The following is a 14,365-nucleotide window of genomic DNA, read 5'->3' as shown; positions in this document are numbered from 1 at the left end:
CATATTATGGTCGACAGCAGATAAAATCAACCCAGGGAGGTAAGTACACATGACATATGGCAGAATCAGTAAAAAGCAGCAGGAAATACTGGATTATATGAAAAATGAGATCCTTAACAGAGGTTTTCCGCCCTCCGTCCGTGAAATCTGTGAAGCAGTAAACCTGAAATCCACATCTTCCGTTCACTCCCATCTGGAAGCTCTGGAAAAAAACGGATATATCCGCAGAGATGCCACCAAGCCCCGTGCGATCGAGATCATTGATGGTAATTTCAATCTGGTCCGCCGCGAGGTTGTCAATGTTCCTCTTGTAGGCACTGTTGCTGCCGGACAGCCGATCCTGGCAGTGGAAAATATCGATGCTTACTTTCCGATCCCGGCTGAATATATGCCCAATGAACAAAGTTTCATGCTGACTGTCAAAGGCGACAGTATGATCAATGCAGGTATTTTTGATGGAGATCAGGTTCTTGTAAAGCAGCAGGCAACAGCAGAAAACGGCGACATGGTAGTTGCTCTGATCGATGATTCTGCAACAGTTAAGACTTTCTACAAAGAAAATGGTTATTATCGACTTCAGCCGGAGAACGACAATATGGAACCGATCATCATCACCGGTAATCTGCAGATACTCGGCAAAGTATTTGGTGTATTTCGTTTCTTTTCATAAAAATATAAACAACAGATCCCACCCAATGTAATGTGATCTAAAAAGAGAGATATCTTTAAGGTAGCTGTACAGCCCCCCAAAGATATCTCTCTTTTCTTTTTCAGCAGAAAACTTCTGCTTTTTGATTTCTTCTTATTTAGTTCACATAATATTTTTACAGTAAACCAATATAACAAATTTTACTCATTCTCTATCCTTTCGCAAACATGATTTTTCTGTTTTTCGTAAAAATCGTTATCCTCTGTTTTAAGCAATATTTGCTTGTTTCAGACGATTAGTAGTCTAAATAAAATCTGAATTTTATTTAGTTTGGAACTTGTTGTTGTTATCATAAATCGTTGAATTCCTCGATTAAAGAGGCTCATGATTTAGATTTTAATAACCCATTGCTTTAACAATATCATCGTCTTTTAGCTCAACACCGACTCTTATTTTTTCGATAAGATCCCGCTGCCAATCTTCTAGTTCGTCCACTCTCCATTCACTGATCTCTTGTGCAACGAAGCAGCGTTCCCTATCCCATATACTTTCTTGCTTATCCTTGTCTGTATATGGGATAGATCTGTAATATGTTTTCTCACTAAATTCATACTTTACATTGAAATATAGATATCGGAAATATTCTGTGTAATGTATTTCTTTTGGGATTTCTGCACCATAATATTTGCCGTTTACTTCTTTGTAATGATATAGCTTCTGTTCAGAAAGCCGTATGTCAAATAACTCTTCGATTGTTTTATCTTTGTCTTCCGGATGTTCTTTAAAGTGCTTTTCTTGCCACTCATCAAATAGATCAAAAGTATATGGTTGTTCGAATAGTCTTGATGTTTCTCTGCCACATATTTTTTCGCCAAAGAAATCTGTGCCACTTCTAAAACGTTCTATAATCCTTTTGTCCCTATTTGTTAAGGGTTTATTCTCCTGTATTTGTTGCTTGAATCTATGTGCCATAGACAGTTTAAGACTCCATTTTGTATATTCTGTATGTTCTTCTTCTGTCCATTCCGATTCAGGCTTTTTGAATTTTATGACATCCGGTTTAAAATTTTTCATAATATATCCGGCATAGTCTGCGACCGGAATTGTTTTAGGTATTTCGTTATTTATAATTATATTTCCTCCACTTGCATTAAAAAAGCGTATCACCGGTTTTGCCAGTAATACGCTTCGTTTTGTTGGTTGGTTTGCTACAGAATAATTGTTTTTACAAATTATAGAAAAATGCTAGTTACTTCTGTACAATTCTCACCAAGAAATTCTTCCGCATCAAGAATCTTGCCGTCTCTCCAGATCCTCTCAAGATCGTAGAAAAGTCTGTTTTCCTCATCAAAGATATGGATGATCATATCACCGTAATCCATGAGGACCCAGCTGGAGTTTCTGGTTCCCTCGATCTGTTTTGCTTCATATCCGGCACGGCCAAGCATTTCATCTGCATTGTCAACCATTGCCTGTACCTGATTCTGGTTGGAAGCACTTGCGATCACAAAATAATCTGCGATCACGGAAACCTCATGGATATCAATGATCTTGATATCCTTTGCTTTTTTATCATCCAGTGCCTTGCAGGCGATCCGGACCATCTCTTTTTCGATACTCATAGAATTTTAATCCTCCTGTCTGTTGGCTGCATCCTGCATTTTTCTGTCATGGAGTTCTTTATAATAAACATAAGCATCCCTGGTCGTACTGTCGATTTCCTTGGGATTTTCCTCCAGATATTCCAGTGTATCCTTTAAAATCTCATACATACACTCATCCAGATCTTCAAAAGCAATCTTTCGCACCTTCGCAAGATTCGGAGCTTTGTCACGCATTGGTTCAATATAGTCTGAAATATATACGATCTTCTCAAGAAGGCTCATTCCTGGTCTTCCTGTTGTATGATAAGTGATCGCTGTCAGGATCTCTTCGTCTTTAATATCATATTTACTGCTGGCCACATAAGCCCCCAGTTTGGCATGGAGAAGAAACGGATGATCCTTTTCAAAATCTGATACCGGAATATCATGCTGGCTGCACAGCTTCAGTTTCTTTTTATTAGGAATACACTTTGCACTGTCATGAAGAAGTCCTGCAGCCTGTGCATCCTCCAGATCATAATCATAAACCATGGCAAGCGCAGCACAAGTGTACATAACCCCCATTGTATGCTCAAATCTGGCCTCATCCAGATATTTGGAAAGTTTCTTTTTTATCTTGATAAAATCATATTTTCCCATCTGAATCATTTCCTTTATAGATATCGTTTTTCTCAATATAGGAAATCACAGGCTTGGGAACATAATAGCGGAGACTCTGCCCGCTTTCATGCCAGGAACGGAGCAGCTCACTGGAAACATCAATATTCATGGTATCCAGTCGAATAAAATTCCCGTTATACTTCTGTGACAGAAGTTGCATCTGCTGATCAAGTTCCTTCAATGGAGTATGATCTCTGGTTGCCACTACCAGTACTGCTTCCTGACAAATGCGTTCCGGTTCCATCCAGGTATCAAAATTAAAAAGCGAATCTGCACCGATGATAAAATAATACTCTGTGTCCGGATTCGCTTTATTCAGCTGTTCCAGAGTCCGGTAAGTATACGTATAGCCTTCCTCATGCATCTCGATCAGAGACAGCTCAAAGTGAGGATTATCCTCTATGGCAAGACGGACCATTTCCGCACGCTGTTCATCAGTTGCTCTGCCCTTACGGTTCCGTTTATGAGGTGGATTCCCGCAGGGCATGAACAAAACTTTATCAAGCTCAAGCTGTTCATAGGCTTTTTCTCCCAGGATCAAATGCCCCATATGAATGGGATCAAAAGTACCACCCATGATTCCTATTTTTTTTGTTGCTTTGCTCATTTATAACCTCCCGAGATTACGGAAGAATGATTTTTTTCTTGTCCTTTTTACCTTCTCTGTAGAGAACGATCTTTTTACCGATCACCTGTACTACCTGAGATCTTGTTCTCTCTGCAAGAACCTGTGCCATTTCACGTGGATCCTCCAGACAGTTCTGAAGAACGCTGATCTTGATCAGCTCTCTTGCTGCAAGAGCTTCCTCAACAGCAGCGGTATTTTCAGGAGTAAGACCACCCTTGCCAAGCTGAAGGATCGGATCCATTGTCATGGCAAGGCCTTTTAAATATGCTCTCTGCTTACTTGTCATTGTCATACCTCTTATTTATAATAATCAAAATCAAAGCCATACATACGAACCGTATCGCCTTCCTGGATACCGGCTTTTTCCAGTTCCTCCAGGATACCGCCCTCTTTCAGGAATTTCTGGAAGAAGGCAAATCCCTTCTCAGAATCCAGATTTGTATAGCCAAGCATTTTTTCAATCTTAGGACCTTCCACAAGGAATACTTCCGGATCTTCCTCGCTGCGCTCCACAGTAAACGGAAGATTTTCATTTACAAGAACATCTTCCGGGAAGAATTCCTGTTCAAACACTACCGGTTTCATCGGGCTCTTATCCAGAAGCTCTTTCACATGGAAAAGGAGTTCTCTGACACCCTGCCCGGTAACGGCTGAAATTGGATAAACCGAAATACCCTGTGGCTCAAATTCTGCTTTCAGTTGATCAATAGGGCTTTCTTCGCCATCATCAAAAATACAGTCAATCTTGTTGGCTGCGATCACCTGCGGTCTTGCTGCAATTTCCGGATTGTAGGCCTCCAGTTCTTTATTGATCTTGTGGATATCCTCCACTGGATCACGACCTTCTACGGAAGCGGCATCTACAATGTGGATGATAACTCGTGTACGCTCAATATGACGGAGGAATTCATGTCCAAGTCCCACACCTTCTGATGCACCCTCGATCAGTCCCGGAATATCAGCGATAACAAAGCCGCCGTTATCAGTATCTACAACTCCAAGATTAGGGCTCAATGTTGTAAAATGATAGTTGGCGATCTTCGGCTGTGCATTTGTCACACGGGAAAGGAAAGTAGATTTACCAACATTCGGAAATCCTACCAGACCGACATCTGCGATCACTTTAAGCTCAAGGAGAACCTCAAGTTCCTGAGCCGGCTGTCCAGGCTGGGCATATTTCGGTACCTGCATGGTAGCTGTTGCATAGTGCTGATTGCCTTTTCCACCACGACCGCCTTTTAATACGACCTGTCTGCGATTCTCACCGGACATATCCGCGATGACCTTGCCGGATTCCGCATCCATGATCACCGTACCTTCCGGAACCTTCAGGACCACATCCTTACCGTCTGCACCATGGCAGCGTTTTTTACCGCCTTCCTGGCCATCCTCAGCTTTATATTTTCTTCTGTGTCTGTAGTCTCCGAGAGTATTCTGGCCCTCGTCAATCTCAAAAATCACATCACCGCCACGGCCACCATCGCCGCCATCCGGCCCGCCATTGGGTACATACAGCTCACGTCGGAAGCTTACATGTCCGTCGCCGCCTTTACCGGAGCGGATAATGATCCTTGCTCTATCTGCAAACATATTACACCTCTATTCCAAAAAAAGGCTCCAAACCGGATCGATTTGAAGCCTTTTACCTATTTCATTACTCTGCGTCTACAGGAACGATAGAAACCTGTTTCTTATCGCGACCTTTTCTTGTGAATCTTACGACTCCGTCTGTAAGTGCAAATAAAGTATAGTCTTTACCGCAGCCTACGTTTTCACCTGGGTGAATCTTGGTTCCGCGCTGTCTGTAAAGAATGTTTCCGGCTTTTACAAACTGTCCGTCTGCTCTTTTCGCACCTAATCTCTTAGACTCGGAATCACGACCGTTCTTTGTAGAACCAACTCCCTTTTTATGTGCGAATAACTGAAGGTTCATCTTCATCATTGTTGTTACACCTCCTTGACTTTTACTGTCAAATATCGATTGTTATAACTACCAGCAATTTCCGTCAGACCGAGAAGTAAGGAATCCATAAGGAGCATCCCCCGTTCAGAAAGATCATTTCTGAAATGAATGGAAACAAATCCATCCTTTTCCTGCACATCAAATTTATCATCTGTGAATTTCTCAAGAGAATTCACCGTGGTAATGATCAGTGCAGATACCGCAGCACAGACAATATCCTGTCCGGCTTCTGCATAACCGGCATGTCCCTTCGAAATAAATTCTTCGTAAGATCCGTTTTTCTTTCTGACTTTAATTGTAATCATGATGACACCAGATTAACCGTTAATCTTTTCGATCTTAACTTTGGTGTACTGCTGTCTGTGTCCGTTTTTCTTGTGATATCCAGTTTTGCGTTTGTATTTGTAAACGATGACCTTGCGATTCTTACCGTTTTCAACTACAGAAGCGGTAACACTGGCATCTTTTACATCCTCGCCAACCTTTAATCCGTCATTGCTGACTGCGATCACGTTGTCAAATGTTACGGTTTCACCAGCTTCTACACCGAGCTTTTCAACTTTAATTACGTCACCCTCGGCAACCTTGTACTGTTTACCACCTGTTGCAATAATTGCGTACATCTGTGGCACCTCCTAATTATTTACTCGCCAAATTCGGTGGCTCCTGTTCTGAAACTGAAGCTCTTTAACCTCTTTGTGCGGCATACTCGATTATCATAACAGTGACATACTGTTATGTCAATAGTTTTTTTGATATTTTTATTATTTTTTTGTAAGCTCCCGAATGTCCTCGATCACCGGACGTCTTACTTTCTTTCTGGTCATTTCCAGGATATGCAATGGTGTGATATCAATGGCCCTGCTCTTTACCGGATCTTTTCTGAGGAGCTTCTGTAAAACATGAAAGAGTTCATCTCTGTGATCCGGATTTTCCATGTTGATAAAATCGATCAGGATAATACCTGAAAGATTACGCAGCCGTAACTGCCGGCCGATCTCCGCAGCCGCTTCCAGATTGATCTTGCGGAAGGTTTCTTCCATTTTCTTCTTTCCGATATATTTTCCACTGTTTACATCAATGGATACAAAGGCCTCCGTCTGCTGGATCACCAGAAATCCGCCGCTGTTCAGCCATACTTTTTCTTTCTGGATCGCATCCAGTGCGGTTTCCACGCGATACAGCTTATAAAGCGGAAGAAGTTTGTCCTGATAAAAACGAAGCTTTTCTTTAAGCTCCGGGCTGATCTCTTCCAGATATCCCAGGATCATTTCTCTGATTTCCGGCACATCGGTAATGATCTCATCCAGGTCACGACCATAAGCATCCCTCACAGCAGCCACATAAAATGGTTCTGTCTCCAGTACAAGACTGAAACAGGTACGGTTCCGTCCCTGAACTACGGCTTTATGGTAGCGGCCCTTCAGCCACTCCAGTTCCTTCAGGATCTCTTCTTTGGAAGCGTCTGCGGCATTGGTCCGGACAATGATACCGAATTCCTTATCCGGACGCTCTGCTTCCTCTTTCAGCCATCCGCTGAGGCGATGGCGATCTTCCAGTGCCAGCTTGGAAGACAGACCAAACTTTTTATCTCCTGTAGTGAGAACAAGATATCTTCCCGTAAAATTCAGATTGGATGTCAGTGCCGGAAGTTTTCCCTTCATGGCATCCCTGCTCACCTGTACCAGGAGCTCATCTCCAGGCCGCAATGGTCCGTTTCCTTTTCTTCCTGCGGAAAAAACAGCTCTCTGTGCCTCTGCAAGAGAATAGTAGCATCTCTTTCCAGGCTCGATCTGCACAAAAGCCGCCTGGATATTGGATGCGATATTTTCGACCTGTCCGGTGTATATATTTCCAAGAATGGATTTTTCCTGATCGGATTCCAGTCGGATCTCAACGATCCGTTCCTCCTCCGAAAGAGCCGCTACTGTACAGGGCACACCATGGATCTCCATTCTTGTTATGATCAGTTTACTCAATTTTCTCACCTAATGATTCCAGAGTCACAAAACGTGGGCTTGCATTTTCTCCTTTATCGGCATACATTTCCAGACGTTTCACTGTGAAGGCAAATTCCGGAAGTTCTTCTCCAATCCAGTGGAAAAATGTGTTTGTTACCATCTCCGGCTTCGTATAATTAGAGCTTGCAGATGCCAGCATATAAAAGAACCCATTCTCTCTTACTTCCATTTTATAGATATTCGGACGAAGATCGATCTCCTTTTCGCTGCGCTTGGTCTGCTTGGTCACTTTGATCTCCGGCTGTGCCAGAAATTCTTTCACACGGCTTTTCCAGTCAATAGAAGGCTCTTTGCCCGGACGGAACTCCACAAGATAATCTGTTGCTGCCACCAGTGCCATCGCTTTACCCGCTTTTCCATCCTCTACCTTGCGGACGCTAACGATATGCATCCCCTCTGCCATCTGTTCCTCCAGACGGGCTGCGATCTCTGCAGTAGGCATATCTTCTGCCATTTCCAGGTCAAAATAATCTCCGAGACTCTCCATCCCCACTCCAAGTGGAACCGCAAAAGACATGATCATATGCGGGCTGTATCCACCGGAAAACGCTACCGGGAGCTCTGCACGACGAAGCGCTTTCTGGAAATAACGCATGGTATCCAGATGTCCCACAAACTTCATAGGACCCTCTTTGCTGAATTTAATTCTTACCTTCAAGGCAGACACCTCCTTTAAATTTCATAGCTCCACATGCGGAACATTTCTGACGGCAGTTTTCCGTCACAACACCCTCTTTTGCACGCTGCCATTCACGCTCCAGGAATCTGCGACTGACACCGGTATCAATGAAATCCCATGGAAGGATCTCATCCAGGCTTCTTTCACGAAGTGTGTAGAATGTCATATCCACTCCGCATTCAGCCATAGCTTCCTTCCAGATATCATAATCAAAATTTTCTGTCCAGGCATCGTAAAGGGCACCTTTTTCATAAGCCTTCAGGATCACATCCGCGCATCGTCTGTCCCCGCGTGCGAGAAATCCTTCCAGAGCTGTTACATCCGGTTCATGCCAGTTATAACGGATACTTCTCTGATTCAGCTGGGCGCGGACTTCATTTTTAACCACCTTGGCTTTTTCCACAAAATCCTGCTCTGTATACATTGGTGCCCACTGAAATGGGGTAAACGGCTTCGGCACAAAGAAAGATGTGCTGACGTTGATCTGTACCTTACCTTTACGCTGTTCTTTCGGAACTACCTCATAATAGGTCTCTGCGATCTTCTGTGCCAGATGAGCAATTCCCTTCATATCGTCTTCTGTTTCTGTGGGAAGACCGAGCATAAAGTAAAGCTTCACCTGATTCCAGCCACCCTTGAATGCTTCGCCCGCACCATGGAGGATCACTTCCTCTGTCAGACCTTTGTTGATAACGTCACGAAGTCGCTGAGAACCGGCCTCCGGAGCAAAAGTCAGGCTGCTTTTCTTTACATCCTGCACTTTACTCATAACATCCAGCGCAAAAGCATCAATTCGAAGAGATGGCAAGGAAATGTTGATTGCTTTTCCGTGGAATTCCTCGATCAGGAAATTCACCAGTTCTTTCAGCTGGGAATAGTCACTGGAACTTAAAGAACTGAGGGAAATCTCCTCATGACCTGTATTTTTCAGCATAATACGCGCCGATTCTTTCAGAGTTTCCACATCACGTTCACGGGTCGGACGATAGATCATACCTGCCTGGCAGAAACGACAGCCTCGAATGCATCCTCTCTGGATTTCAAGAGTTACACGATCCTGTGTTGCCTTAATGTGAGGAACGACCGGTGCCTCCACAGCACGATATTCCTTTTCCATATCAATGATCAGCTGTTTCTGGACCTTCTCAGGAACACCATCCGCCGTCGGTGCAAAGGATGCGATCGTACCATCTTCTTTATAGGTAACTTCATAGAGAGACGGAACATAAATTCCAGGGATCTTAGCTGCTGCCAGAAGAAAATCCTTCCTGCTGCCACCAGCCTTTTTATTTGCCTTGTACGCATCAAAAAGTGCATCATAAACCGTTTCACCTTCTCCGATATAAAACATATCAAAAAAAGGTGCCAGCGGCTCCGGATTATACGCACAGGCACCGCCACCGATCACAATAGGAAAATCCTCACCACGGTCTGCACTTTTCAGCGGGATACCACTGAGATCCAGTACCTGGAGGATGTTGGTATAACACATCTCGTACCCGATCGTAATTCCAAGAAAATCAAAATCCCGGATAGGCTCCTGGGATTCCAGTGCAAACAACGGGATCTTCTCCTCCCTCATCACCTTATCCAGATCCGGCCATGGGGAAAAGAGCCGCTCACACCATACGTCCTCGCGCTGGTTGAACATGTTATAGAGGATCATCATGCCCAGGTTTGACATTCCGATCTCGTAGACATCCGGGAAGCACATTGCGAAACGGATATCTACTGCATTTTTATCTTTCATTACGGAGTTGACTTCACCGCCGATATAACGGGCAGCTTTGTCAACCTTCATTAAAATTTCATCACTAAGTGCTAATTTTCTCATTCTTTTCCTTTCAACAATTGTTACTTTCTGCCAAAACAGAGATTTTCCTGATGGTGGCATACCGTATCCTTTTTTCTGAATAAACTTGAAAAATAGTATGCATTTTCCAGGCCGTTTTGACTCAAAAAATGGCACATGGTCACTTATGTTTTTATTTTAGCATATGCCGTTAATTATCCTATTATAATACAGGTCATTTCATAAATTCAAGGGAAATCGTTTGCTTTTTCCAAAGTGCTAAAATTTGTCTTTTTTCATTTCGGAATATTCTAAGTAAAAAATTTTTTCATTTTGTCAAAAATTGATAAAAATGGAGGGATAATAGAATGCAAATCATACATATCAGTAATGTAAGAGTTAAAAGCAGAAATTAAATCCGCTTATAACTGACCAAAAAACGGCCTGTAATGGCTGATGACAGAAAAGAAAAAAGACATGAAAGAAACAACCGAAAAGAAAGAAGGCATCACTTTGGAAGATTACCTGGAATACTGGTACTACAACAATTACCTTCCCACTTCAACCAGCAGCAGTACAGATGCTTACTACCGCTAGATGATTTTTAGTGTTATTGAGCCGAATCTTCCAGCTATGGGGCTGCCCGTGGAAAAGACATATGCGATATTCCTGAATGCACTTTTGGAACGTGTGAGCATAAAAAGCGAAAATACGGCAGCTTCTTTACACCGTTTTCTCCGTATTCTCATAACAAATGGGCTTGGAAACAAAATTGGAAATCTGTGGCTTTTCCTGGATTTGAAAAATTATTCTGCAATTGAGAAAGAATTGATCCTTTATACGCCGGAACAGCTTTCCTGTTTCCTGTCAGCTGCAAAAAATGATACGGCTTCCCATTATCTTGAATTTGCCCTGGCACTTTACTGCGGACTGAAAGCCGGGGAAATCCTGAACCTTAAGTATGACAGTTTTGATCTGAGAGCAGGTACTGTTACCGTAACTGGGATGCATATCAGAAATTATAGTACCAATGAGCATTATGAATCAAAAGCAGGACAAGAAAAATACAGTAACAGAAAGCTCCGTGGTGAAAGTAACTACCGCACCCTACCTGTGCCAGATTTCCTTTTTGATGAAATTAAATGCAGAAAATCTCAGAATGAGCGCATCCATAAAAAATATCCAGGCCTGGCTGAAAAAGATGTTCTTTGTCTTGGACCATACGGAAAGACAAAGACACTTCCAGCATTAAACACCAGATTGAAAAAGATTACGCAGGCTGCAGGCCTGCCTGGTATCACAATGGGAGATCTTCGCTATATGTATCTTGCCAGTCTTATAAAAGAAGAAAAGCATATTAAAAGGATCATGGAGCTCTTTGGTTATACAAACCCCAGCCGGATGCTGACCCTGTGTCAGCAGATTGCGGAACCGCAGGGAGAACTTTCCACTATGAAATTTATATTACCAGTGATGTTTTAAATGGAATAAAAATTATTCAAAAAATATTCCCTGTAGACGGAATCTCCTGGGAGCAGGTAGACATCTGTTTCTTTCCAGCTACGGGGAACAGGTAGAAGACGGTTCGTAGAAACATATTCCCCGATTGCGTGAGAAATGTCATAAACGTCCGGCTCTTTTACAAACACGTAAACTTTCTTGGTGAAATCCGGGCTGTAATGTCCCAGACACTGAGAAATTGTTTTGATATGGACCTGATAATCAGACAGAATTGTCGCATAGGTATTACGGAATTTTCTCCATTCAAGTCTTGGAAATTCACATTGTTGCAGAATCCGATTATAAGCATCTGTATAAAATCTGCGATTATAGCAGCGTCCATCTTTCTGGCAGCAGATATATCCCAGATTCTGAAAGCCTGGATCTTCTGCTTTGCGTTTTTCATACCGCTGCCGTTCCAGCAGAATCTCGTCAAGGACAAAGTCTGCCAGTTCTACCTGCCGGTGGCTCCTCGCTGTTTTCAGCTGGATTTCCTGCGACAATGCTGGCCGCTCTATATGAGAGTTTTCCGGATACAGACTTCTTCCGAGCTGACGTGTCACGGTAAGTTTTTTATTAAGAAAATCAATATCTTCATATTTCAGTCCGATCGCCTCCGATACTCTGAGACCGGCAGTAACGGCAAGAAGCATAGGAAGATAGATCTGTGGTTCCTGTTTCCGGCAGAGATGTAAAAGATGCGCATCCTGTTCTACTGTATATACGTTTGCTTCTGTTTTCGTTTCTTTTTGAAAAAGACCGGATTTCTTTAATTCATAATTGAGACCGCTGTATATGTTTACTGGAAAATAACTCCGTTCCTGTGCATAGCGCAGAGACCCTGATATCATTCCGATGGCGGTACGCTGTACATTTCTTGAAGGAATCTTCCGTAATGCCCGGATCAGGTCTTTTCTCTGCAGACAATCAAGTTTTTGGTGTCCGATCACGGGAAGGATATGATTATTCAAGATGCTGCGATAAGAAGTATAGGTATTATAGGAAATTCGTTTTTCTCCGATCATATGATGATAAAACCAGTATTCGTAGAATTCCCTGACTGTATAAGAAAAAGGGATGAAAGTTCCCCTGGCAATGTGCATCAGTGCAAGATCCCTTTCCATACGGGCCGTCTGCTTGTCAGATGAGGTTCTCTGTACCGTCCTAACATCACCGGATTCAAAAACCAGTTGAAGACGGAAACAGTATTTTTTCCTGGATGCCAGGTAAACCACATCTCCCAGTGATCGTCCAGAAATAATATTTCCATAGAAAAAGGGTTCTTTTACGGCTGGAAACAATGGATATTTTTTCTTTTGCATAAATAGATTTCTCCTTCTCACCGCTCTGTTCCGGATTCAAAAACAGGATCCAAGGTGTTTCCGATGACTATGCCTATTTCGGGTTCCTCACATGGGAATATACTACAAAATGCCAAAGTCGTATTTAGTTTTGTATGACCGAGAATGGCAGAAATTGTCTCCAGGGAGAATCCCTGTTCCATAAGAAAACGGGCAAACATATAGCGGAGGTCACCCATACAGACTACAGGGAGGCCGGCTTCTATTGCGATCTGTTTTAAAGAAACCCCAAGTGTGTTGTCGGATTTTGTCTTTGCAGCCGGGCCAAGACAGATGCTGGATTTATATTTGGTTTCGGATGGATATTTTTCCAGGATAGAAAGGTTCTTTTTTCTGCGTATGGCAAGTTCCTGGAAAATAAAAGAAGGGATTTTTAAGGTACGGTTTTGTCTGGTTCCGGAAAGCTTTTTGAACTGATAGCCATCTTCTGTATTACGCTGTATGGTATATATACGCTGTATTTTTACTGTACATTCTTTTTTATGGAAATCTGAATATCTAAGCCCAAGAATTTCTCCTTTTTTCAAGCCACAGAAAAGTGCCAGCTGAATCTCCAGATAACTGCTGGAATGTGAAGCTACGTCCAGAAATCTGCGAAGCTGTTCGTTGGAATAAAACGTTACATTTCTCACAGGCTCCGGATAATGTCTGATCTCCTGAAAGTTAATATCCGGAATATAGGAATTATAGTAAGCGAAACGCAGAGCCATATGAAGAAGCCGGTAAGCGTAATATCCTCCATTGGTACAGACTTTTTGACAGTCTCCCAGAACTTTATTAATATAACCGGTACTGATGCAGTCAAGGAGGATATCTTTGTGAAGATGCGGCAGTATGATCAGTTCTATCACCCATCGATTACGCAACTGGGCACTGGAACTGTTAAAAATCGGTGTATAGACATCTCTGAGCCAGTAATTCAGGTATTCCGAAAAAGTAAACGGCATGTTCCGGGATTTTTTTAACCTGGATATTTGATCCTGGTAAGCATCCATGGACTGCTGGTAACTCTCTAGGGCGTCTTCCTTTGATGAAAAACCGGCACTGCTGCCATATTCAATAGTGCAGATGAGGGAATTCACAGTTTTAGTGAGATGTCTCCAGGTGCCATTTTTTTCCTGAAATACGGGAGTTCTTGTGTGTTCTTGCATTTCTTGTTTTTTCCTTTGTGTGTTATTTCCTTATCGTAAAGATATTTTACATTTTACCATAAACAGATCATGTATCTTTTGCAATCCATATCTAACTCCTCAGTAGTCATTTCTTTCGTATGATTCTGTAATACGTTGCCAGTAGTTCTACCTCGATAAGAATAGATGAATGAATATTCCGGTCAGCAAGTCCATACTATCCAACTATTAGGAAAATGATTGGCAATTATGTAGAATACAAGAAATCTCACAAATGCAAAGCCGACTTACTCCCCACAAAGCGGCTCTGGGCTTGGAATTCACTCAATTCTTATCAATTGTAAACAAGCCAAGCAAACGATATACAAACAAGTGCTT

At 42.5% G+C, this 14,365-nt stretch carries 16 protein-coding genes; 2 read left to right on the top strand and 14 right to left on the bottom strand.

The features are described from left to right. Positions 1–49 precede the first annotated feature (49 nt). Positions 50–670, top strand: coding sequence for a transcriptional repressor LexA (gene lexA, locus NQ489_RS08080; RefSeq protein ID WP_227945614.1), 621 nt, complete (start codon positions 50–52; stop codon positions 668–670). A gap of 375 nt (positions 671–1,045) precedes the next feature. Here lexA and NQ489_RS08075 read toward each other — a convergent pair whose 3' ends face one another. The 12 genes from NQ489_RS08075 to NQ489_RS08020 form a co-directional block, all read right to left on the bottom strand. Beyond that, complete coding sequence (locus NQ489_RS08075; protein ID WP_044961847.1) at positions 1,046–1,723, bottom strand: hypothetical protein; 678 nt, start codon at positions 1,721–1,723, stop codon at positions 1,046–1,048. A gap of 158 nt (positions 1,724–1,881) precedes the next feature. Further along, complete coding sequence (rsfS, locus tag NQ489_RS08070; protein ID WP_021652066.1) at positions 1,882–2,271, bottom strand: ribosome silencing factor; 390 nt, start codon at positions 2,269–2,271, stop codon at positions 1,882–1,884. A gap of 6 nt (positions 2,272–2,277) precedes the next feature. Next, positions 2,278–2,892 carry a bis(5'-nucleosyl)-tetraphosphatase (symmetrical) YqeK gene (yqeK, locus tag NQ489_RS08065; RefSeq protein ID WP_015525164.1) on the bottom strand — a complete coding sequence of 205 codons (615 nt, stop codon included), beginning with the start codon at positions 2,890–2,892 and terminating at the stop codon, positions 2,278–2,280. Beyond that, the gene (gene nadD, locus NQ489_RS08060) at positions 2,879–3,520 is read right to left on the bottom strand and encodes a nicotinate-nucleotide adenylyltransferase (RefSeq protein ID WP_021652068.1); all 642 of its coding nucleotides are present in this window, start codon (positions 3,518–3,520) and stop codon (positions 2,879–2,881) included. The genes yqeK and nadD overlap by 14 nt, the downstream gene beginning before the upstream one ends. A 16-nt stretch (positions 3,521–3,536) precedes the next feature. After that, positions 3,537–3,827: a ribosome assembly RNA-binding protein YhbY gene (gene yhbY / locus NQ489_RS08055; RefSeq protein WP_021978046.1), complete on the bottom strand. Its 291-nt coding sequence runs from the start codon at positions 3,825–3,827 to the stop codon at positions 3,537–3,539. Positions 3,828–3,838: 11 nt separating this feature from the next. Continuing rightward, on the bottom strand, positions 3,839–5,131 hold the full coding sequence (gene obgE / locus NQ489_RS08050) for a GTPase ObgE (RefSeq protein ID WP_021652070.1): 1,293 nt from the start codon (positions 5,129–5,131) through the stop codon (positions 3,839–3,841). Positions 5,132–5,195: 64 nt separating this feature from the next. Further along, positions 5,196–5,483: a 50S ribosomal protein L27 gene (rpmA, locus tag NQ489_RS08045; protein ID WP_015525168.1), complete on the bottom strand. Its 288-nt coding sequence runs from the start codon at positions 5,481–5,483 to the stop codon at positions 5,196–5,198. A 5-nt stretch (positions 5,484–5,488) separates the two neighbouring features. After that, positions 5,489–5,809 (bottom strand): ribosomal-processing cysteine protease Prp, encoded by a 321-nt coding sequence (locus tag NQ489_RS08040; RefSeq protein ID WP_015525169.1) that lies wholly within the window; start codon positions 5,807–5,809, stop codon positions 5,489–5,491. Positions 5,810–5,821: 12 nt separating this feature from the next. Then, complete coding sequence (gene rplU, locus NQ489_RS08035) at positions 5,822–6,127, bottom strand: 50S ribosomal protein L21 (protein WP_015525170.1); 306 nt, start codon at positions 6,125–6,127, stop codon at positions 5,822–5,824. A 141-nt stretch (positions 6,128–6,268) separates the two neighbouring features. Next, positions 6,269–7,492, bottom strand: a complete 1,224-nt coding sequence (locus tag NQ489_RS08030; RefSeq protein WP_044961818.1) for a ribonuclease E/G — start codon at positions 7,490–7,492, stop codon at positions 6,269–6,271. Next, complete coding sequence (locus NQ489_RS08025; protein ID WP_334290829.1) at positions 7,476–8,192, bottom strand: TIGR03936 family radical SAM-associated protein; 717 nt, start codon at positions 8,190–8,192, stop codon at positions 7,476–7,478. The genes NQ489_RS08030 and NQ489_RS08025 overlap by 17 nt, the downstream gene beginning before the upstream one ends. Continuing rightward, the gene (locus NQ489_RS08020; protein WP_044961848.1) at positions 8,167–10,038 is read right to left on the bottom strand and encodes a TIGR03960 family B12-binding radical SAM protein; all 1,872 of its coding nucleotides are present in this window, start codon (positions 10,036–10,038) and stop codon (positions 8,167–8,169) included. The genes NQ489_RS08025 and NQ489_RS08020 overlap by 26 nt, the downstream gene beginning before the upstream one ends. A gap of 603 nt (positions 10,039–10,641) precedes the next feature. On the opposite strand from NQ489_RS08020, the gene NQ489_RS08015 reads away from it, so the two are divergent. After that, positions 10,642–11,478 (top strand): tyrosine-type recombinase/integrase, encoded by an 837-nt coding sequence (locus NQ489_RS08015; protein WP_158526512.1) that lies wholly within the window; start codon positions 10,642–10,644, stop codon positions 11,476–11,478. On the opposite strand, the gene NQ489_RS08010 is transcribed toward NQ489_RS08015, so the two are convergent. Both NQ489_RS08010 and NQ489_RS08005 read right to left on the bottom strand, forming a co-directional pair. Further along, on the bottom strand, positions 11,475–12,818 hold the full coding sequence (locus NQ489_RS08010; RefSeq protein ID WP_021652076.1) for a tyrosine-type recombinase/integrase: 1,344 nt from the start codon (positions 12,816–12,818) through the stop codon (positions 11,475–11,477). The two genes, NQ489_RS08015 and NQ489_RS08010, sit on opposite strands and share 4 nt — an antisense overlap. 17 nt (positions 12,819–12,835) lie before the next feature. Then, the gene (locus NQ489_RS08005) at positions 12,836–14,008 is read right to left on the bottom strand and encodes a site-specific integrase (RefSeq protein ID WP_021652077.1); all 1,173 of its coding nucleotides are present in this window, start codon (positions 14,006–14,008) and stop codon (positions 12,836–12,838) included. Between the last annotated feature and the right edge of the window lie 357 nt (positions 14,009–14,365).

This window comes from Blautia sp. KLE_1732_HM_1032, assembly GCF_025147905.1.
Taxonomy (GTDB): domain Bacteria; phylum Bacillota; class Clostridia; order Lachnospirales; family Lachnospiraceae; genus Blautia_A; species Blautia_A fusiformis.
Note: the sequence above shows the minus strand (reverse complement) of the source record. Positions and strands in the feature narration are given on the sequence as shown.

What these genes read in the sequence shown, in the direction of transcription:
- NQ489_RS08075 (WP_044961847.1), bottom strand. Translation starts at nt 1,723, where the DNA reads ATGAAAAATTTTAAACCGGATGTCATAAAATTCAAAAAGCCTGAATCG.
- NQ489_RS08005 (WP_021652077.1), bottom strand. Translation starts at nt 14,008, where the DNA reads ATGCAAGAACACACAAGAACTCCCGTATTTCAGGAAAAAAATGGCACC.
- yhbY (WP_021978046.1), bottom strand. Translation starts at nt 3,827, where the DNA reads ATGACAAGTAAGCAGAGAGCATATTTAAAAGGCCTTGCCATGACAATG.
- rplU (WP_015525170.1), bottom strand. Translation starts at nt 6,127, where the DNA reads ATGTACGCAATTATTGCAACAGGTGGTAAACAGTACAAGGTTGCCGAG.
- NQ489_RS08010 (WP_021652076.1), bottom strand. Translation starts at nt 12,818, where the DNA reads ATGCAAAAGAAAAAATATCCATTGTTTCCAGCCGTAAAAGAACCCTTT.
- NQ489_RS08040 (WP_015525169.1), bottom strand. Translation starts at nt 5,809, where the DNA reads ATGATTACAATTAAAGTCAGAAAGAAAAACGGATCTTACGAAGAATTT.
- rsfS (WP_021652066.1), bottom strand. Translation starts at nt 2,271, where the DNA reads ATGAGTATCGAAAAAGAGATGGTCCGGATCGCCTGCAAGGCACTGGAT.
- nadD (WP_021652068.1), bottom strand. Translation starts at nt 3,520, where the DNA reads ATGAGCAAAGCAACAAAAAAAATAGGAATCATGGGTGGTACTTTTGAT.
- obgE (WP_021652070.1), bottom strand. Translation starts at nt 5,131, where the DNA reads ATGTTTGCAGATAGAGCAAGGATCATTATCCGCTCCGGTAAAGGCGGC.
- yqeK (WP_015525164.1), bottom strand. Translation starts at nt 2,892, where the DNA reads ATGGGAAAATATGATTTTATCAAGATAAAAAAGAAACTTTCCAAATAT.
- NQ489_RS08020 (WP_044961848.1), bottom strand. Translation starts at nt 10,038, where the DNA reads ATGAGAAAATTAGCACTTAGTGATGAAATTTTAATGAAGGTTGACAAA.
- rpmA (WP_015525168.1), bottom strand. Translation starts at nt 5,483, where the DNA reads ATGATGAAGATGAACCTTCAGTTATTCGCACATAAAAAGGGAGTTGGT.
- lexA (WP_227945614.1), top strand. Translation starts at nt 50, where the DNA reads ATGACATATGGCAGAATCAGTAAAAAGCAGCAGGAAATACTGGATTAT.